We start from the raw sequence: 20,052 nt of genomic DNA on the forward strand, positions 1-20,052 counted from the left end.
GCGCTGATTGCGGCGACAGAGGCCGCTGCGGCGAGGCGGGGCAACCGGCCGTACGTCGCCGCGTGTGCGCGAATCGATGGCGCCATGATCGCTTTCCCTTATGCCGCTGACGGCGTCGAGCGGAGCGCGGCATGACCTGCGTTGGTGAGTACGGCGGGCACCCGGTGCCCCACCAAGCCTGGATGGGCGGGCCGGACGAGTCCAGCACGTGTGAGGTCATGAGCGGTGAACTGGTCACAGCAGGAGAGGCCATCGATCAGCATGTCCGGCTCGCAACTCAACACCAGCTCTGCACGCCCTGCGGCCACGGCCCGTAGCATCGCCAAGGCCCGGCATGACAGCGGGCACGTTGCCGGTTGCCCACTGGCGGTCGTGTCGACGAGACCCTCCACGAGCTGGAGGTGGCCGGAGGCGGACACTTCGACGTTCGTCGTGTCACCGACGAGTTTCTGCGGGCTCATGCTGATCACGACCCAGCTGTGTGAGAGATTTCTGGCCTCGTCAGCTTGCTCCGCACCGCCCAACGGACACATCGGTGAGTACCCCAACCCCACCCCCAAGTTGTTCGGGGCGTTGGAGTGCAGTACGTCCGGCACATTGGGGTAGGAGTGAGGGGGACCCGGACGCGCTTCGGGCACGTGTGCAGGACCCTCGTCTCAACATTCTTCTTTCACCTGAGTTGGCGCGAGCGCAGGAGGGCACGTTGACGGTCGGGACTGCCCCGAGTCTGGTTGACACCTGACCTGTGAGGATCCGTCCTCGCTTGGAAGGATGTCGCTGTGCCCAAGCCATACCCCAGGGAGTTCCGCGTCGACGTGGTTGCTGTCGCGCGCAAGGGTGAAGCCCCGCTGAAACAGATCGCGAAGGACTTCGGGATCTCCGAGGGCTGTCTTCACAATTGGATGAAGGCCGCCGACATCGAGGACGGTGTTCGTCCTGGCCTGGCCCGCGAGGAGTCCGAGCAACTGCGCGAGCTCAAGAAGCGTAACCGGCTGCTGGAGCAGGAGAACGAGGTGCTGCGCAAGGCCGCGGCGTATCTCGCGCAGGCCAATATCAGCCCAAAATGATGTTCCCGCTCGTTCGTGAGTTGGCCGCGGCGGGCGCCCGTGTTCGGGTGCCGGTCGCGGTGACGTGTCGGGTGCTCGGGTTCTCCCGTCAGGCCTACTACGCCTGGTTGGTGCAGCCCGTCTCGCAGCGTGATGTCGCTGACGCCTATCTGACCAACGCGGCGGTCGATGTGCACCGAGACGATCCGGAGTTCGGCTACCGGTTCATCGCCGACGAGCTCAAGGCCGCAGGGCACCGAGTCGGGGAGAACCGGGTCTGGCGGCTGTGCTCACAGCAGGGCCTGTTCTCCGCGCACTCGAAGAGGCGTGGTCTCAGCCGCAAGTCCGGGCCGCCGGTGCACGACGATCTGGTCGGCCGGGCCTTCACCGCCGGCAAGCCGAACGTCAAGTGGCTGGTCGACATCACCGAACACCGGACCGGCGAGGGCAAGCTCTATCTGTGCGCGATCAAGGACTGCTATTCCAACCGGATCGTTGGGTACTCCATCGACACCAGGATGAAGTCCTCCCTGGCCGTCGCCGCGCTGCGCAACGCTGTCGCGATGCGTTCACCGGACGGCACGATCGTGCACAGCGATCGCGGCAGCCAGTTCCGATCACGCAAATTCCTCAACGCACTCAAGGGTTCCGGCATGGTCGGATCGATGGGTAGGGTCGGCGCCTGCGGCGACAACGCAGCGATGGAGTCATTCTTTGCCTTGCTGCAGAAGAACGTGCTCGACCGCAGGCACTGGTGCACCCGTGACGAGCTCCGCCTGGCGATCGTCACCTGGATCGAGACCAAGTACCACCGACGACGCCGACAACGCGGCCTGGGCCGCCTCACGCCAGTCGAGTTTGAGACCATCTACACGACCGCCCAGGCGGCCTGAGAACCATCACCCCGAGTGTCAATCAGACCGGGGGCAGTCCCTATCGAGGCTACGTCCAGTACTATCAGATGGCCGGAAACATCAACTGGCTCAACAAGCTCCGCTACATCATGGAACGGTCGATGCTCTCGACCCTGGCCGCCAAACACCGCCGCCCACCCTGGGCGATGCGCCGCCGCCACGAGACAACCGTCGAGACCCCGCACGGGAAACGACGGTGCTTCGAAGCGACCCAGCGCACACCCTCGGGCAAGATGTTCACCGCCCGGTTCGGCGGCATCCCGCTGCGCCGCACCAAGCACGCCCGCCTCATCGACGGTGCGTGGCCGGCACGGCGGGGACGCCGGCTCATCGCCCGGTTGACCGCCGGGGTCTGCGAACTGTGTGAGTCACGTGACGGGATCACCGTCCACCACGTCAAACGACTCACCGACCTCAACCGATAAAGCACGACAACGGCGCCGGAATGGGTACAGGCGATGCGAGCCAGACGACGGAAGACCCTGATCGTCTGCGCCGACTGCCACGCCGACATCCACCGGCACCACAACACGCAGTAGCAGCACTGGAGAGCCCGGTGCGGGGAAACTCGCCCGCCGGGTTCGGGGAGCAGCCGCGCGGAAACGACCCACACGGGCACCGCGCCGCGCGGCTGACTCCACGCCCACCCTGCACGCCCAACTCGATGCCCTGCCCTGGCACGACGCGCCCCGACACACCACCACCGATCGTGGGCACTACAGGGTCGAACGACGCACCATCCAGGTCCTTCCCGCACCCGAGGGCATCGTGTTTCCCCATGCGGCACAAGCGCTCCTGATCGAACGCTACGTCACCGATCTGGCGGGAAACCCGATCAGCGCCATCGCCGCGCTCGGCATCACCAGCCTGCCCGAGCACCGCGCCGACCCGCCACGAATCGCCCAACTCGTCCGCGATCACTGGGGAATCGAGAACAAACTCCACTACGTCCGCGACGTCACCTACCGCGAGGACGCCTCCCGAGTCCGCACCGGCAACGCGCCCCGCGTGATGGCCGGCTTCCGCAACCTCGCCGTCAGCGCCCTGCGGCTCGCGGGCACCACCAACATCGCCGCCGCGCTCCGCGCAGCCGCACGCGACTACCGCCGACCACTCACACTCCTCGGAATCCGCCCATGACCATGTGATCTACGACTTTGCCGGGGCCGTGCCCCGCGGACTCGAGGTGATCCGCGTCGATACAGGCACGCCGACCACGAGGTTCCGCGCGCTCGTCGGAACGCCTGAACGCATCTGACGACGCCGCTGGCCCGCGCCCGGATTCTTAATCCCACCTTCATCCTCATCGATCTGCTCAACGATCGGCCCTGCCAGATGCGAGAAAGATCTCGATTAACCTCGCCAATCCACAGCGACATGATCAACAGTCAAGATCGCCCACCTTGAGTTCACGTATCAGGGCGGCGCAGTCGCGCACGTGCACGGTGATGGCATCGAGTCGAGCCCGTGGGCCAGGATCAACACAGCATCGCTCGACGGTGTCGACGAGTTGCCACGCGGCCACCGTTCACTTCCCCCGGATCCCATCACACTGGGGCGCCGGAGGTGAAGCTTGAAGCTGCTTACCCGACCCGGACCGCCTCCGTCCCGCTGAATAGCCGCACGCCGTCGGCGTCGGTCGCCGTCCCGCCCAGTCGCCGTCCCGTGCGGTGTGCGTCGCCCCTTGACGAGAGCAACCGGGGGCCTCGGTTGGCACAAGTCTAGGGGGACAGATCAGGGTGGTTACTGATGTCGTCGGCGAGGGCGGCAACTAGGTTTGCGGCGTGCCAAATGCTGGCAGAGTCGAACATTCACAGAGCTACGCCAGAACACCGGCGGGAAAGCGTGGAGTGATGACAACCGGAAACGTGAAGTGGTTCAACAATCGCAAGGGGTTCGGATTTCTGACCTCAGAGGACGGCTCGGACGTGTTCGTACACACGTCGGCTGTGCCGTCGGATGTGGCAGTGCTACGCACCGGCGACTCTGTCGAGTTCACGACTGTACAGGGCCTTCAGGGAGCGCAGGTGGCCGAACTGCGCGTTGTCGGCCGCGCACCAGTGGAGAAGCCGTCTGGGGAACGGACCGAACTGGATGCTCTGATTCGAAGCGTGATCGTGCAGCTCGAGGAGATCTTCGCTTCCATCCATCAGCGGGGTGCCCCCGGTCGCACCGTCTCGTTCAACGCCGCTCGGTCGTTGCGGAACCTGGCGAACCGACTCAATCCTCCCCCTGCCTGATCGGGCGCATAATGCTGGGGCGTGCGGTTCAATTCATCAGGAACCGTCTTCGCTCGCGGCGATCGGGTGACACGCAGTCCGGGACATGGAACATCCGGAATCTGGCGATGCCGGGCACTTTTCTCCCTGGTCCCGGAATGCTTGATTGCCGGGCCATTACGACGCACGCAGACACGACTGCGGAGTTGGCTATGTATTCAGATGGTAAGAAACGAACAAAGCCACTGTTTTCACTCGACGAGGACGCAGTGCCAGTCGAAGCGGACCCACGAATGTGCGGCGCCTCCAAGGATCTGCTGCCAGGCTATGTCGCAGGCCTTCTGCGCTCCGGGAAGTCAACCTCGGTCGTGTTCGCCGGTAAAGTTCCTGCCGGCGAGGCACTGTACCGGTCCCGAAATGGTGACCTCACACAAAGTTGGGGCAACGGGGTTCGCCGTCTCGCTCGAGCGGATACTGCGGCGACGGACCTCACGACCTACGAGTTTCCCCCGCCTCAGCGGCCAACCCTGGCCGAGGCACTCTCGGGCACGCCGGTAGGTAGTGACTCAGGACACCCCGCCCCGTTGTGCTACGTGTGCGGACCGGACAACGATGTGGGGCTGCGAGTCCGACTGCGAGTCCTCGACGAGTCCGGCGCTGTCAGTGGAGTCTGGTGGCCGCCATCTGCTCTTGCCGGTCCGAAATGGACGATGCCGTCAGCAGTCGTTTGGGCTGTGCTGGGTTGCGCTGCGATGTGGACGGTCACCAGCCACCCCCGCGGCGCCCATCAATTCGTCCGGGCTGTCTCAGGAACGATCACAGGTCAAGTTGTCGCTGACGCGGCGCACGTCATCACCGCATGGACTCTTCCGATCGGTGGTCGGCTGGCGCAGTCTGTCGCGATACTTGCAGACCCGCGTGGCGAAACGTGCGCGATCGTCCGCCAAGCGACAGTGCGGAGCAATGCACGAGCGCTGCTCTCCCCACGTAATACCGGACTCGCCGCTTAAAGCAGTGGGCAATTGTCCATGATGGACCGAGGAGCGGCGCGCCAGGCGCGACATGCCTACCAAACCAGTGCGAGGAATCCGGGGAGCGATGTGAGTACGCTCCGTGTGCGTCGCAATCAATGCTGCCGCATCGCGCCGTAGGTGAACCGCCAGCGGTCCCACCGTGCAAGGTCCACAAGATCCTTTCGGGATTGTCGGTTCTGTGCTTTCGAGGATCGACCGACTCGTCGGAAGATGCGCGCGGACGGCTCCCTGCCGGAGTCCGCCCAGCTCGGCTCGGGTGTGCTGGCCATGGCCGGAAACCCAGGGGTACTGGCGTTCGGCCCGGGCACCGTGCCCAGCGGCCCGCTCGGTATCCCCGGCACCATGCTCGACGCCTACATGCGTGCCGCCCAGACGCTGAACACGACGACCCCGGGCTGCCACCTGGAGTGGTCCCTGCTGGCCTCGATCGGCCGCATCGAGTCCAACCACGCCCGCGGCGGCCGCGTCGACGCGCACGGCACCACGGCGACCCCGATCCTCGGCCCGGTGCTCAACGGCGGTGGCTTCGCCGCCATCAGCGACACCGACGGCGGCAGGTACGACGGCGACAACCGCTGGGACCGCGCGGTCGGCCCCATGCAGTTCATCCCGTCCACGTGGAAGGGCTACGCCTCCGACGGCAACGGCGACGGCGAGACCAACCCGAACAACATCTACGACGCGACCGTGGGCGCGGGCAAGTACCTGTGCTCGGGCGGCATGGACATGGCCAACCCGGCCAACCGCCGCGCCGCCGTGTGGCGCTACAACCACTCCGACAGCTACGTCGCCACGGTCCTGTCGTGGGCGGACGCCTACGCCAAGGGCGTCACCCCGGTCCCGACGACGCCGGTCTCCCAGATCCAGCAGCTGGCCGCCCCGTCCCCGGGCCCGAACCCGCCCGCCCGCCCGCCCAAGTCTCGATCACCCCATCGGCGAGCACGACGCTGCGCGGTTCGACAGCTACCACTCCGCCATCGTCCTCGTCGACGGCCATCGAGCAGCCGACCACCAGCACCACCCCGGACTCAAACTCTGGACAAAACCGAACACCACCCGCCGCAGCTACCACGCGACACGCAGCCGCTAGACCCCAACACCCCCGCCAGCCCCTGGTCGCAGCCAGACGCGCCGGAGCAAGCGACGGCGCATCGCCATCGGCGGAGAAACCGCCAAGCACCCATTAACGACTGGAGAGCGCCAAGGATGCGTCCGTACGGACCTCGGGGCTTACCAAGCGCGCCACGGATTCCGGACTAGTGCCATCCTTGGGCATCCGGACAGTGCAATGGCAGCGCGATGATGGGCGTCGTTCTGGTCACGGACGCAGGCCGAACTGCTCGACCGCCAGTGCTGGCGGACCCGCATCGAGTCGCCGTGGCATGAAGTCCAGAGACACAACCCACGAACCCGGAGGAACCACCGTGGAACGCTCACCCCGCGCTCCGTTGGCCAGCAGCAGGGGGCATGCCAGCCAACGGAGCGCTAGAGAACGCCGCTGGTGGTTTGCGGCGTTCGCGAAGCCCAGGGTCTGGGGTAACTTCTGGACTCGGACTGAGGATGCCATCCGAGCCGGAGCGTTCAGATGAGTGGTTGCTACTCAACCATATCGCGCCACAGCATTCGTAGGCCTGACTTGCGGATTGACGCAGTAGCTTCTGGTCATCGTGATGCTCTGTCATCTACAGGGTCGGTGAGGACGATGAAGCGAACATCCCGTGCATCGGGGACCATCGGCGATTGGCTGGCCTCGCAACATGACGCGCGGTTTGTCGGCCGATCAGCGGAGCTCGCAAGGTTCCGCGGAATCATCCGCGGAGAGCTTGACCGAAACGTGATCTTCGTCCACGGTCCTGGAGGTAGCGGTAAAACCGCTCTTCTGCGCGCCATGCAGCGCGCTGTCGACAACATCTGCGGCTTACGAACGCATTGGGTTCACGATGTACCAACGGTTCTGGCCATTCTGTCGTCCAATCAGGACGAGATGCCGACTGCTAGCGACTCGGTCATCTTCCTGGATTCGTTTGAAGGCAGTCGAAGCAGCGCGGAGTCGCTGCGCCGTGACCTGCTGGGAGTCATGCCCGCAGACGCCGTTTTGGTGATCGCGTCGCGGCGCCCTCCTGACCTTGGGTGGCGGAAATCCGGTTGGGAGCACCTCACCAGCGAGTTCCGATTGTCTGGTCTGTCCCGTGCTGAATCGTCTCTGTTACTCGGGAAACTCGGCCTCCCCGACGACGTGGTCGAAGACGTCAGCGCATGGGCTGCAGGGTCGCCACTGTCACTTGTGATGGCCGCAGACTCCTATTTGACTCGCGGCGTACTACCTCCCGATGCGGATGTTTCACGGACTGTCATGGCGATCGTTGGCGAGGGCGAGCTCGACCCCGCATTCGATGATGCGGTTCACGTGTGCGCGATCGCCCGAGCGACGACACGATCTCTGCTGTCAGAGATCCTGGCTGCTGATGCGAACACGGCGTTCGACTGGTTGGCTGGCCGGTCGTTCATCGAGTCGACGGGCGGCGCACTTGCTCCGCATCCGCTGGTTCGTGGTCCGCTGCAGCACATGGTCGCGGCGGCACGGCCGGAGCAGGATCGGAAGCTGCGTCGCCTCATCTGCGACCACCATTATCGGAAGGCGCTTACAGGCGACCATCTGGCTGTGCCGGACCTGGCCCATCTCGTTCTCAGCCCCACAGTTCGATGGGGGTATCGGCTCGACAACGCTGTTAGCTACACGGCGACGGCTGTCCGGGCCGGCGACGAAGCCGTTGTAGGTGCGCAGTTGCATGAGCGCGGCTACGTTGATTGGTGGGCGATGAGTGGCCTGTACTACAGGCTTGCTCCGTCTAACGTCATCATCGCCCGCAGCAACGACGACGTGCCAGTCGGGCATGTGATCGGGGTTCTGCCGTCGGCAGTCTCCGAAGGGCTCCTCGTTGATGATCAGATCGGAGCTGACTGCGCGGCCTATGCCCACCGGTCCGGTATCACCGGATCGGCTCTGGTTTGGCGCGACACCATTGACCTCACGCGGGAATCCGGGACGAGTGAGGGCGGGGTGTGTAGCCTGTTGAATATCTCCTTGGTGTTGCGAACCGAAGCACCGGGGCTGCGGCACGCACTCGTCGTCGTATTCGATCAGAGCCGACGGACTCACGCATTCTGCCAGGAGGTAGGTGGACGGCTTGTTCCTGAACTGCGGTGGACCGTCGATGGCCGTGAGGTGCGGTGCTATCACATCGACTGGGGTTTGGGCGGAGTGATCGCTGCGCAGCGCGACCTCATTTATCGGGAGTTGCAGGTGCTCTGGCCTGCCCGCGACCTGACTCCTGCGGACGTGCGCGACGCACTCGAGTCCTTCCATCGCGACGATGTACTGAGCACTTGGCCACTCGCAAGCGGTGCGACCCCGGCCGCGCGAGCCGAGTCCGTTCGCGCACTCCTCCGATCTGCGGTGGCGGCGGCGCTGAGCGGGACCCCGCATTCCACACAACTCAATGCCATCGTCTCCAGGCGCTTCTTCACGCAACGCGAAGCACACGAGACAATCGCGCGGTCGTTGGCGCTGAGCCGAGCGACATACTTCCGCAGGCTACGAGACGCGATTGAGCGCATAACTCGCTATCTGGTCGATCGAGTGGAGTGAGCCCATTTCATCCTGAGGTGGATGTGTTGGCGGGCAGGGCTTCTTGGTGTTCACGGGTTGATGGCCGTCGGCGTGGCGGCATCTGGACATGGCGAAGCCCTTGGTAGCAGGACTTTTCGACCAAGATCGTCCAGTTCACCCAGGAGCTTCAGGTGTTGCACTACCGTGCCGCGCTGCCGTTGTCGCAGGCGACCCTTGTCGGTATAAAACTGACGGAGACGCTTGACACCCGGGCCTCTTGATCACTATGGAGACTCGGGTGAGTGAACCCCAGCTGGACCGCCAGGCGCGCCATCGCCTGGCGGTTCTGCGTCATGTCGAGGAAGTCACCGGCAACGCGGCCATGACCTGCCGCTACTTCGGGATTACGCGGCAGACGTACTACAACTGGCTGCGACGCTACGAGGCCGAAGGCACCGACGGGCTACGAGACCGGTCGAAGCGACCGCGCACCAGCCCGAACGCCACCCGCGCCGAGGTCGTCGAGAAGATCATCCATCTGCGCAAGAGCTACCACTTCGGCCCTGAGAAGATCGCCATGTACCTCAAGCGCGAAATCGGCTCGCGGTGGCGGGCGCTGAACGGCTCCGCGGCCCGGCGAACGCACCAACGCCCAACTCAAGACCCAATGCCGTTAAGTTAGGGACTGCCCCCGGTCTGATTGACACTCGGGGTGATGGTTCTCAGGCCGCCTGGGCGGTCGTGTAGATGGTCTCAAACTCGACTGGCGTGAGGCGGCCCAGGCCGCGTTGTCGGCGTCGTCGGTGGTACTTGGTCTCGATCCAGGTGACGATCGCCAGGCGGAGCTCGTCACGGGTGCACCAGTGCCTGCGGTCGAGCACGTTCTTCTGCAGCAAGGCAAAGAATGACTCCATCGCTGCGTTGTCGCCGCAGGCGCCGACCCTACCCATCGATCCGACCATGCCGGAACCCTTGAGTGCGTTGAGGAATTTGCGTGATCGGAACTGGCTGCCGCGATCGCTGTGCACGATCGTGCCGTCCGGTGAACGCATCGCGACAGCGTTGCGCAGCGCGGCGACGGCCAGGGAGGACTTCATCCTGGTGTCGATGGAGTACCCAACGATCCGGTTGGAATAGCAGTCCTTGATCGCGCACAGATAGAGCTTGCCCTCGCCGGTCCGGTGTTCGGTGATGTCGACCAGCCACTTGACGTTCGGCTTGCCGGCGGTGAAGGCCCGGCCGACCAGATCGTCGTGCACCGGCGGCCCGGACTTGCGGCTGAGACCACGCCTCTTCGAGTGCGCGGAGAACAGGCCCTGCTGTGAGCACAGCCGCCAGACCCGGTTCTCCCCGACTCGGTGCCCTGCGGCCTTGAGCTCGTCGGCGATGAACCGGTAGCCGAACTCCGGATCGTCTCGGTGCACATCGACCGCCGCGTTGGTCAGATAGGCGTCAGCGACATCACGCTGCGAGACGGGCTGCACCAACCAGGCGTAGTAGGCCTGACGGGAGAACCCGAGCACCCGACACGTCACCGCGACCGGCACCCGAACACGGGCGCCCGCCGCGGCCAACTCACGAACGAGCGGGAACATCATTTTGGGCTGATATTGGCCTGCGCGAGATACGCCGCGGCCTTGCGCAGCACCTCGTTCTCCTGCTCCAGCAGCCGGTTACGCTTCTTGAGCTCGCGCAGTTGCTCGGACTCCTCGCGGGCCAGGCCAGGACGAACACCGTCCTCGATGTCGGCGGCCTTCATCCAATTGTGAAGACAGCCCTCGGAGATCCCGAAGTCCTTCGCGATCTGTTTCAGCGGGGCTTCACCCTTGCGCGCGACAGCAACCACGTCGACGCGGAACTCCCTGGGGTATGGCTTGGGCACAGCGACATCCTTCCAAGCGAGGACGGATCCTCACAGGTCAGGTGTCAACCAGACTCGGGGCAGTCCCATACTCCGATCCGTAGGTGGCGACGATGTTGTGGTCGCTGGTGCGGATCAGGTCGTTGCGGATCAGGGGTTTGCCCTGTTTGCGCTGATAGGTCCGGCATCTGGTGTTCACGGCTTCCGGTGGAACGCCCAGGGCGATATTGCCGTTGATGTAGCGGCGTCCCTTGGTGTGCCAGGTGTCGGCCTGTTTGGTCCGGATGTCGTAGCCGAGGAACCGCGCCTTGCGGGTGCGGGCGTGGGTGATCAAGGTCTTCTCGGTGGAGAGTTCCAGCTTCTGTTCCTCGCGCAGGAACATCGCGAGCTGGTTCTTGATCTGCTCGGCTTCGGCCTTGGTGCCGACGAAACCTAGGAGGTGGTCGTCGGCGTAGCGGCAGTAGCGCAGCCGCCGGTAGTCGGGGTCGTTGACATCCACGCTCGGCATCGACTGCTGGGACTTGCGCAGCGCCTTGACCTTGTCGCGGTCGCCCTTGCGTTTCCAGTAGCCGATCGTGGCGGTGATGTTGCCGTACTCCCGACTGCGGCGACGTACCCGTCCGCGAGTCCAGGCCGGGACCAGACGCTGTTCGACGAAGGTATCGAGCCGGTCGAGGTAGATGTTGGACAGGATCGGCGAGACAACCCCGCCCTGCGGCGCACCGGAATAGGTAGCGTGCCAAGTCCAGTCCTCCAGATACCCCGCTCGGAGCATGCCGCCCACCAGCTGCAAGAACCGTCCATCATGGATACGTTCGGCCAGGATCGCGAGCATGACCTCGTGGTCGAGGCTGCCGAAGCAGTCGGCGATGTCGCCTTCGATGAACCAGGTCGTGCCCGTCCATGTCGAGGCGATCTCGTCGAGTGCGGTGTTGCAGCCCCGCCCGGAACGGAACCCGTGTGACCTGGCTGAAAACCGCGGCTCGTAGTACGCCTCCAACAACAGGCGCACCACCTCACCGACCAGCTTGTCGGTCCAGGTTGGCAGCCCGAGAGGCCGCCGGGTTCCGTTCTTCTTCGGAATGTAGACCCGCCGGACCGGGGCAAACCGGTAACGCTCGGCCCGTAGCAGGCCGATGACGTCTCGGATCGCCTCCAGACTCGTCCCGTCGGGTGTCACCCCGTCGACCCCGGGTGTCATCGCGCCGTCGTTGGCGTAGATGCGCCCGTAGGCCATCAAGAACAGCTGCTCGTTGAACAGCTGCCGATACAACCGTTGCAGGGACAGGCCACACCTGCCCCGCTCACGCAGGACACCGAGCACCGTGTCAGCGCATTGCATTTCGCATACCTCCACCGTCTCCCGGTCTCCGCATCACCTGTGCCCCTTCGCCCTGCGGACAGCTCTCCTGTCCTCCTCGGCCGCGCGTGACTCCGGCGACTACTACGGGCACTCCGTCACCGCCAGCCGGACTGGGACGGTGATCCCACGTTCGTCCTCGACACACGATCAGCGCGGGTTAGGCACCCCACTCATCTCCTTGAATGTCCTCGCTGGACATCGCTTCCGCCGCGAAGGGTGACCAGACCGAACCAGTACGGCCCAGTCACGGCGGACACCGGTCTCAGGTGCCGTTCCGGTCACAGTAAATTGCTGCCGCTGGAGATTGGGGTTCAGGCAATCAAGCTTTCGCCATACCGCGCGGGTCCCCCGGCACGCCGTCCCAGGCACCTGGACCCGGCCACCGGTTTGCTGACATGCTCTGGTCCCCTTCACCTTTCGGATCCAGGTAAAGTCATCGGACCCAGCAGACTCCCTTCGAGTCTGTCCCACCTTGAGTGGGGATGTGCCGAGGCGCCTCGTGGCGCACTGGTTGTTCTTCACCGTGAGCACGTAGTCCGCGGCCCGCTCGAGGAGGTGAGCGGCGTGGGCGTGTTGGGTGTGCAGGGCGTCGGCGGTGACCACCACCCCGGCCAGGTCCATAGTGGACAACAAGGGTTGGAACTCGCTGATCTCGTTGGTCTTCGCCCCAACATCGCGTTGGGCCAGTACCACCCCCTCATGGGTCATCGCGGCCAGCAGGTGCACACCCTGCCCGCTCGGATCGCAGGTGCCGCGCAGGGTGTTGCCGTCCACCGCCACCACCATGGCACCCGCCGCCGGCAGGCGCTTGAGCAGCCAAGACCCGATCGCGGTATCGAGGGCATCGGCATCGGCATCGGCATCGGCATCGGCATCGGCATCGACATCGCGCAGCACCCGGCGCACGGTCGCCTCGTCCGGTGTCAGATAGCGCCCTCGTCGCCGGTCGAAACGAGCACCCAGCAGAGCCAACACCTGCTGCGGGGCATCAGCGGCCCACTCACCGATCGCGGTGAACGACCGGGCGCCGGTGACCACCGCCGACGCCGCGATCAACAAGATCGAAACCAGTGCGTGCCGCACCCCACGACGATCCCGCGGATCAGGCACCACCGACAGACATTCACGCAGGTCAGCCACCAAATCCGGCGTATCGATCACCCCGCGGCCAAGGGCCAACCGGTCCAACTCGACAAGGATCAGGGATGATGCAACAGCAGGCACGGCTCTCCAGCATGACCATGGGACTTCGACAATCACATGATCAACGAGCGCCGTGCCTGCCCTTCACCCGGCCTGATCAGGCCCTACCCGACTTTGCCGGGACCGTGGGAGTGGGGGGCCACCGTCGAGGCGGTGCCCACTTGAGGGTGGTCATTTCCCGATCCGGATTGCCAGCCACGTGCGTTGCACGTGGCCAATTGGCTGTGTGTCTAACGAGGTTCAGCCGACGCGCCGTGGCCGTGCATGCCCGCTCTTTCGGAGAGTGAAGGGGCTTCACGATTGCTCGCCCCGGCTGTGGTCACCGGGACGAGCAATCGGAACAACTGCAGTCGTGCTACTCCGTAGGATGCTTGTACCCGTCGATAGCGCGTCCCAACGTGTCGTACCTCAGCTTGGCCTTGGCGAGCTCGGCCAAAGACGCTTCGTACAACTGGCGCGCAACAATGTGATCCTGAAGCGCCCGCCTGTAATTTTCGGTAGCACTGGCAGTCTGCCCAGAGTTGCTCAGGATGGCCTTTTCCCACGCGGTTCGGGCCGTATTCATCACGGTCTCAGTATTGGCCGCAAGTTGCAAGTTGGACTCCACGATGGGCTCCCACACTTGCATGTTACGTCGAGCTGTTTTTCGCGACTCCTTAAGCATTTCGAATCTGGCGTCCATTCCACCGCCACGAAGTTCGGGAACGGCGTTAACAATCCCGATTCTCGCATTATCCGGAGGTGTCAATCCCAGTGCGTCATCAATCATCTGCGCCGCGACGAGACCGCAGGCAACTACGTCCGCAATGCATAGCGCCACCAGGGGGAGTCCACGCGACATGGTCGTCCCGGCAGCTTCCTGGGCTACGGGGTTGTTCATGTCTTGTTGGGCTTGGGCGCCGAGTTTGCCGCAGCCGTGCATCGGATGGCATCCGGCGGCGCCGAGGAGTGGGTCGTAGTCTCCGCTCCAACCTGCATTGGGGTCGTTGAATCCGGGGGCATTGGCGGTCGCTGCGGCGAGTAGGGCGGCTTCTTTCTTGGAGGCTTGGTCGATGGCGGTTTGGAGGCCGTCGTTGGTGACTTGGCCGTAGTCGTTGGTGGTGGTGTTGTCGGATTTTTGGGGTTGGTTGGCGAGCCATTCCATGAGGTTGGATTCCCAGCGGTCGGCGTCGCGGCCGATGTGGCCGGTGGTCCAGTTGTGGAGGCCTTGGGCGCCGCCGGTGTGGTAGGCGTTGGCGGCGCCGAGGAATTCGTCGAAGTCGGGGTTGCCGGTGCCGCCGCCGGTGCCGCCGGCGTCGTCGCAGCTGTGGTTGACGGGTGCGCACCAGGTGTAGCCGCTGGGGTCGATGCGGTTGGCGGGGTTGTTGTCGGTGTAGGCGTAGGGGTTGTGGGCGGGGGTGTTGAGGGGGTCGGGGGTGAGGACGATTTTTTGGGTGGGGTCGTAGACGCGGCCGCCCATGTTGATCAGTGCGGTGGCGGTGTCGGTTTCGTGGCCGGTGTAGCGGCGGGTGACGTCGCCGGTGTTGGTGGGGGTGGGGTCGCCTTGGGTGGTGGTTTGGGCGCCCCAGGGGTCGTAGAACAGTTTTTGGGTGATGGTGCCGGTGTTGTCGGTGACGGTGGTGGTGGAGCCTTGTTGGTCGGGCAGGGTGTATTCGACGGTGGTGGTGGTGCCGTTGTAGACGGCTTGGCCGATGGGGCCGTCGGGGCCGGTGAGGTGATAGATGTCGGTGGCGCCGTTGGTGGTGGTGCGGCGTTCGAAGACTCCGGGGATGTAGAAGGTGCTGGTGGTGCCGGTGGGGCCGGTGGTGGTTTCGCGGGCTTTGGTGCCGTCGGCGGTGTAGCGGTAGGTGGTGGTGTTGCCGTCGCGGGTGACGGTCTTGGGTAGGTCGAAGGCGGTGTAGGTCATGTTGGTGCGGCCGTTGCCGCTGGTTTGGCGGCCGTGGTTGTCCCAGGTGAGGGGTTCGGTGACGCTCTGGCCGCCGCCGAGGGCGATGCCGATGCCGGTCAGGATGTGGGGGCGGGTGTTGTTGGGTCCGCCGAAGGCGCGGGTCTCGGTGGGGACTCCGCTGTGGTCGACCTGGGTGAGGTTGCCGATGGTGTCGTAGTGGTAGCGGCGGGATTTCTGGTTGCTGTTGTTCTGGTAGAGCTCCCAGTTGGTGAGTCTGCCGACGTGGTCGTAGTAGTAGTTGTCGATGCGGTTGTCGACGGTGTCGGTGCGTCGTTGCAGTGATCCGTCGTCGTTGTAGTCGTAGGTGAGGTTCTGCAGGTGGGTGGTGGCGGGGTTGGTGACGGTGATGTTGTGCAGGCGGGCGGTGCCGGTGTCGTAGGTGTTGGTGATGGTCAGTCCGTTGCCCAGTTGGGTGGTGGCGAGGCTGCCGTTGGGGTTGCGGGTCTGGGTGGTGGCCAGGGGTGTCGGTTGGTCGGGGTTGGTGGCGTCGCTGACGCGGGAGAGGTAGCCGTCGCCGTTTTGGTAGGTGTTGCTGGTGGTGTAGCGGCCGGTGTTGTTGAAGTGCTCGGGGTAGGTGACGGTGTCGGGGCGGCCGGTGGCGGTGAAGGTCTGGTCGACGCTGTAGGTCTGGTTGAGTGTCTTGTCGGTGTAGTCGGTGCCGACGCCGCGGCCGTGGATGTCGTAGCGCTGGGCCACGCGGATGCCGTCGGGGCTGTCGGAGTAGTCGAGTTTGCCGATGCCGTGGGCGGCGGTGTCGAACACCCAGTACGCGGTGCCGTTCTCGCCGGCGGTGCCGCCGGTGACGGTGCGGCTGGTGGTGCGGCCCAAGTCGTCGTAGCCGTAGCTGGTCACACGCCCGGACTCCACATGTGTGGTGGTGTTGACCGCGCCGGTGCCGTGGTAGGTGGCGGTGGTGGTGCCGTGGTCGGGGTCGGTGGTGGAGATCGTGCGCCCGCGTAGGTCGTAGGTGTAGCGGGTGCGGTGGCCGGCGCTGTCGGTGATGGTGTCGATCTGCCCGAACGGGGCGTAGTCGTAGGTGGTGGTGACCGCGGTGTTCGGGTCGAGCAGGTCGGCGCGGCCGGTCACGCTCGCGACCCGGCGGTCGGTGTCGACGGTGGTGGTGGACTGGTCACCGGTGGGCCCGGTGGTGATGGTGGTGGTGAAGGTGTGGGCGTGGGTGGTGGACTTTCCGACCGGGTTGGTCACCGACAGCACCCGGTCGAGGGAGTCGTAGCTGGTGGTGGTGGTGCCGCCGGGGGCCGGGCTGGTCGTCGAGGCGACCCGGCCCAGCACGTCGTAGGTGGTGGTGGTGGCAGGGTCCGGTTGGCCGGGTTGGGCGGTGAACGGGGTGGCCGCGGTGGACACTGTGCGGCCGGAGGCGTCGGTGACGGTGGTGGTGACCGGGGCGAACACGCTCGCGCCGGTCTTGATCGAGACGATGGTGCCGCTGGTGTCGCAGCCCCCGCACGGCGGGTTGGTGTAGGTGGTGGTGACCGGGGCGGTGCTGCCCTCGGCCAGGGCCGAGGTGAGGCGGCCGAACTCGTCGTAGCTGCTGGTGGTCTGCACCCCGTTGACGTCCTGGGTGGCCAGGGCCACTCCGAGCGCGGGGTGGGTGGCGGTCCACGTCGAGGGCCGGTGGGCGGCCACAGAGTGTTCCTGCCAGACCTGTGAGGGGTAGACGCCCTCGTCCGGCTGGCCCGCGAACACGGTGTCGTATTCGGTGTGGGTGACCCGATCCGGCCGCCCCGGGGCCTTGAGGGTGGCCTTCACGGCCACGCCGAACACGTCGTAGTCGACCGTCGCGGTCTCCCGCAGACCGGGATCGGGGTCCTGGCCCGCCGGGGCTTTCTCGGTGTAGCCGGCGGTCATGCGGCCGAGGTCGTCGTAGTCGTAGTCGGCGGTGCGGGTGCGCGTCGACGGGTTGTTCAGCGGTGCGCTGGCCTCGGTGGCGGTGGTGGTGGTGTGAGTCGGCAGCTGCATCAGCCACCGGTCCTTCCACACGCTGTTCTGGGTGTGGGCGAACACCGCGGTACTCGACACCGACGCCCCACCCACAGTGAACTGCAGGCTGGCGGTGACGTTGCCGTAGTCGTCGATCTGGCGGGTGCCGTCCATCCGCCGCAGCGGCTGGGCGCCCACGTTGATCCCGCTCACGTGCGTGGTCGCGGTGGTGCCGACCAGCGAGCCCCACGTCATCGTGACCGGCTGCTCCCACTCGTTGGTGTGCTCGTTGAGCCCGGCCGCCATGTACACATCGGGCATGTTCTCCGGGTGCCACACCGTGTTGCCGGTGTGCTGGGTGTGCACCACCCGCGCCAGGCCCACCGAGCCCGGCTGGGCCGCCACCTGCGCCAGGGTCAGGATCGGTGTCACCGTCATCGATGTCGACGGCAGATCGGTGAACGGGTAGTACTTGCCGTCGACCTGCGTGCGATGCGCGAACGTCGTGACCGTCTCCTGTGGCCGCTGCCGATCCCAGGTGCGCACCGTGCCGAACCCGAGCCAACCGCGGCCGCGCACGTCGAGCACCGGGTCCTCGAAGGAGTACTCCACTCGGTAGGGCGCCGAGGCGGGGGTGGCCTGCGTGGTCACCGACCGCGCCACGGTCCTGCCACGCTTGGGGCACACCATCGGGTACGAGCAGGCGTAGTCGCCCATCCTCTCCGGGTGGTCGGTCCACGACTGGCCGTACCCGACGGTGACCTTGGTGAACTGGTCGTTGTCATCCCACACGTTCACGATCCGATCGCCGACCGGCTCGCTCAGCGTCGACAGCCGCAGCGTCCCGTTGGACACACGCACCACGTCGACCTGGCCGTCGCCGTCGAAGTCGCCCAACTGCGAGGTCGCCCGCCCGTTGGTGTCCTTCGTGCCGCCATCGGAGGCGATCACCTGCGAGTGGAACCCCCCGAACCGGGTGGAGATCAGTACGGTGGTCGCGGTGTCGGTGAACGACACCAGGTCGTCGGCGCCGTCGGTGTTCACGTCGGCGACCCGCAGATCCACGTGCGCGTCATGGGGCACCGACACGCTCGACTGGTGCACGATGCCGTTACCGGTGCCGAAGAACATCTCGGCGGGCTTGGCCGGGTCGGTCGGCACCAGAAGGTCGTCCTCCAGGCCGTCGCCGTTGAAGTCGCCCAGCACCGAGCGGGTGTTGTTCTGCCACGGCAGCGCCTTGTAGTGCGTCGGGCCCGACCCCAGCGGCAGTCCCGTCTTGTAGGACATGTCCGACTCGTGGGTGTTGCCGTCGGTACCCAGCCGCATCCGCCGCACATCGGTGGTGCTGCACACCTCCCCGTCGACGGAGGAGACATCCGGCGTGTACCCGACGAGATCGGAGCGGCCGTCGCCGTCGAGGTCGGTCACACGCAGACCACAGGAGGTGAACGAGGAATACTTGGGCGCCGCGAACGAACCACCCTGATTCACCCGCACCGAATACCCCGCGGGTGTCTGCTGGTCCGGGGACTCGATCGGCAGGAAGTCCATCCGGCCGTCACCGTCCATGTCGGCGAACACCGTGGCACCCTGCGACGACACCGTCGTCCCCGTCGAGACGAACTGGCCGGTCACCGCGTTCCACCGCAACACCGCGTCCTGCGACCCCGAGGGGGCCATCACATCGGCGATCCCGTCGCCATCGGCGTCCATGACCCGGATCCCCGAGATGTCGGCGTTCGCCGGCCACGCCCCATACCCGGACAACTGGGAGTAGTCCGCCAACGGCGACACCGCACCCGTCGCGGAGTCCCGGTGCCCCAACGTCACCGCGTCCGGGCTGTCCAGATCGGTGTGGCCGCCCGCGGTCACCAGAACATCGTCGGCGCCGTCGTTGTTCACATCGCTGACCCGCATCGCGGGCTTCTTCGCCAGACCGGTCTGCAACGGCATCGCCCCCAACGACACCGACCCGAACGCGGGCACCGCCGACCGCTGCCCATCCCACCCGAACCGCTTCGACCGCAGACACTTCCCCGACGGCGAACACTTCGCCACCGACACCAACCGCGACCGACCCGACGGCGACACCTCATACCCCAGGTCATACCGCCACACCAGCTCAGTCGCACCCGGATTCGGCGCGAACATCGACACCGACTTCAACCGCACATCCATATCGAGGTGCACCCCACCGGCGTAGGCCTGCACAGGGTCCGGGCGCGACTCGTAGCCGAACTCCACCCGACGCTGCGCCGCCAGACCGTTGTTCCCCTCCTGGTCCTGATCGTGCTTGGTGTAGGAGATCTTCGTCACCGGCCACCCGTCGGTGGCGTCACCGTACTCATAGGACACCCGGTTGCCGGACTTGTCCACCTCCGAGTCCATCAACCACGCGGCCCGAACCTCTGTGGAGGACACGACGTTGTCCTGCCACGCGTTCGACTCCCGGAACACGTCCTCGACCCGACGCGACACCGTCCGCGCCGAAAACTCCCGACGACGCCCATCGGGCAGCTCCACCACGAACCCCGACGGGCCCTGCGCGTCCTGCCCCGACGGCACCGTCGACCGCACCCGCACCGCCGAGTTCGTCTCCGTCCGATACTGCGTCCCATTCGCCCCATACACACCCGAACCACCGGCGAACAGCGCTCCCGCGCCGATCAACTTCTGACCATCCAGACAGAAACGATCCGCCTGCGTGAACGTCACACCCGACCTCGCCCCCTCCGTCGCCGGATCAGACCCGCAGCGATCGATCCGCGACCCCCCACCCGCGATTGCCCACCCCACCCCCACCAGACCGTTCACGCCGGCACTGGCATACCCCAGCCCCACCGACGGCGCCATCCCCGCGCGCCCAGCCGGAACATCGAACCCAACCGAGTACGCGAACGCACCCGACCCCCC

Annotated in this window: 12 protein-coding genes and 1 pseudogene; 8 read left to right on the plus strand and 5 right to left on the minus strand. The window is 65.6% G+C overall.

Annotation, left to right across the window (positions count from 1 at the left end):
- Nucleotides 1-98: 98 nt before the first annotated feature.
- Entirely contained in the window at nucleotides 99-320 is a 222-nt protein-coding gene (locus tag ACSHT8_RS15440; protein ID WP_436502075.1) for a hypothetical protein, read from the minus strand.
- A gap of 459 nt (nucleotides 321-779) precedes the next feature.
- Here ACSHT8_RS15440 and ACSHT8_RS15445 point away from each other — a divergent pair.
- From ACSHT8_RS15445 to ACSHT8_RS15480, 8 genes and pseudogenes are all read left to right on the plus strand, one after another.
- A protein-coding gene (locus tag ACSHT8_RS15445) for an IS3 family transposase (protein ID WP_436501716.1) occupies nucleotides 780-1,939 on the plus strand; the annotation gives its coding sequence in 2 pieces (ribosomal slippage) (nucleotides 780-1,046 and nucleotides 1,049-1,939; 1,158 coding nt in all).
- 5 nt (nucleotides 1,940-1,944) lie between these two features.
- A complete protein-coding gene (locus ACSHT8_RS15450; protein WP_436502076.1) occupies nucleotides 1,945-2,385 on the plus strand; it encodes a group II intron reverse transcriptase/maturase in 441 nt (146 codons plus the stop codon).
- Nucleotides 2,386-2,406: 21 nt separating this feature from the next.
- Nucleotides 2,407-2,499 (plus strand): annotated as a pseudogene (locus ACSHT8_RS15455) (hypothetical protein); the annotation flags it as partial.
- 130 nt (nucleotides 2,500-2,629) lie between these two features.
- A complete protein-coding gene (locus ACSHT8_RS15460; RefSeq protein WP_436502077.1) occupies nucleotides 2,630-3,100 on the plus strand; it encodes an ISAs1 family transposase in 471 nt (156 codons plus the stop codon).
- A gap of 728 nt (nucleotides 3,101-3,828) precedes the next feature.
- On the plus strand, nucleotides 3,829-4,200 hold the full coding sequence (locus ACSHT8_RS15465) for a cold-shock protein (RefSeq protein ID WP_436501731.1): 372 nt from the start codon (nucleotides 3,829-3,831) through the stop codon (nucleotides 4,198-4,200).
- Nucleotides 4,201-5,423: 1,223 nt separating this feature from the next.
- The gene (locus ACSHT8_RS15470; protein WP_436501732.1) at nucleotides 5,424-6,473 is read left to right on the plus strand and encodes a lytic transglycosylase domain-containing protein; all 1,050 of its coding nucleotides are present in this window, start codon (nucleotides 5,424-5,426) and stop codon (nucleotides 6,471-6,473) included.
- Between the two features lie 442 nt (nucleotides 6,474-6,915).
- A complete protein-coding gene (locus ACSHT8_RS15475; protein ID WP_436501733.1) occupies nucleotides 6,916-8,862 on the plus strand; it encodes a hypothetical protein in 1,947 nt (648 codons plus the stop codon).
- Nucleotides 8,863-9,121: 259 nt separating this feature from the next.
- Nucleotides 9,122-9,505, plus strand: coding sequence for a helix-turn-helix domain-containing protein (locus tag ACSHT8_RS15480; RefSeq protein WP_436501734.1), 384 nt, complete (start codon nucleotides 9,122-9,124; stop codon nucleotides 9,503-9,505).
- A gap of 40 nt (nucleotides 9,506-9,545) precedes the next feature.
- Here ACSHT8_RS15480 and ACSHT8_RS15485 read toward each other — a convergent pair.
- The 4 genes from ACSHT8_RS15485 to ACSHT8_RS15500 form a co-directional block, all read right to left on the minus strand.
- Nucleotides 9,546-10,705 (minus strand): IS3 family transposase gene (locus ACSHT8_RS15485; RefSeq protein WP_436501716.1). Its coding sequence is split into 2 segments (ribosomal slippage): nucleotides 9,546-10,436 and nucleotides 10,439-10,705, totalling 1,158 coding nucleotides; the frame shifts between segments, so codons are not numbered across the junction.
- Between the two features lie 37 nt (nucleotides 10,706-10,742).
- A complete protein-coding gene (locus ACSHT8_RS15490; RefSeq protein WP_436501735.1) occupies nucleotides 10,743-12,008 on the minus strand; it encodes a reverse transcriptase/maturase family protein in 1,266 nt (421 codons plus the stop codon).
- Between the two features lie 186 nt (nucleotides 12,009-12,194).
- Nucleotides 12,195-13,271: an ISAs1 family transposase gene (locus tag ACSHT8_RS15495; RefSeq protein WP_436501736.1), complete on the minus strand. Its 1,077-nt coding sequence runs from the start codon at nucleotides 13,269-13,271 to the stop codon at nucleotides 12,195-12,197.
- Between the two features lie 334 nt (nucleotides 13,272-13,605).
- Complete coding sequence (locus ACSHT8_RS15500) at nucleotides 13,606-19,809, minus strand: RHS repeat-associated core domain-containing protein (protein WP_436501737.1); 6,204 nt, start codon at nucleotides 19,807-19,809, stop codon at nucleotides 13,606-13,608.
- Nucleotides 19,810-20,052 lie beyond the last annotated feature (243 nt).

The organism is Actinokineospora sp. HUAS TT18, from assembly GCF_051364635.1.
In the GTDB taxonomy this organism is placed as follows: domain Bacteria; phylum Actinomycetota; class Actinomycetes; order Mycobacteriales; family Pseudonocardiaceae; genus Actinokineospora.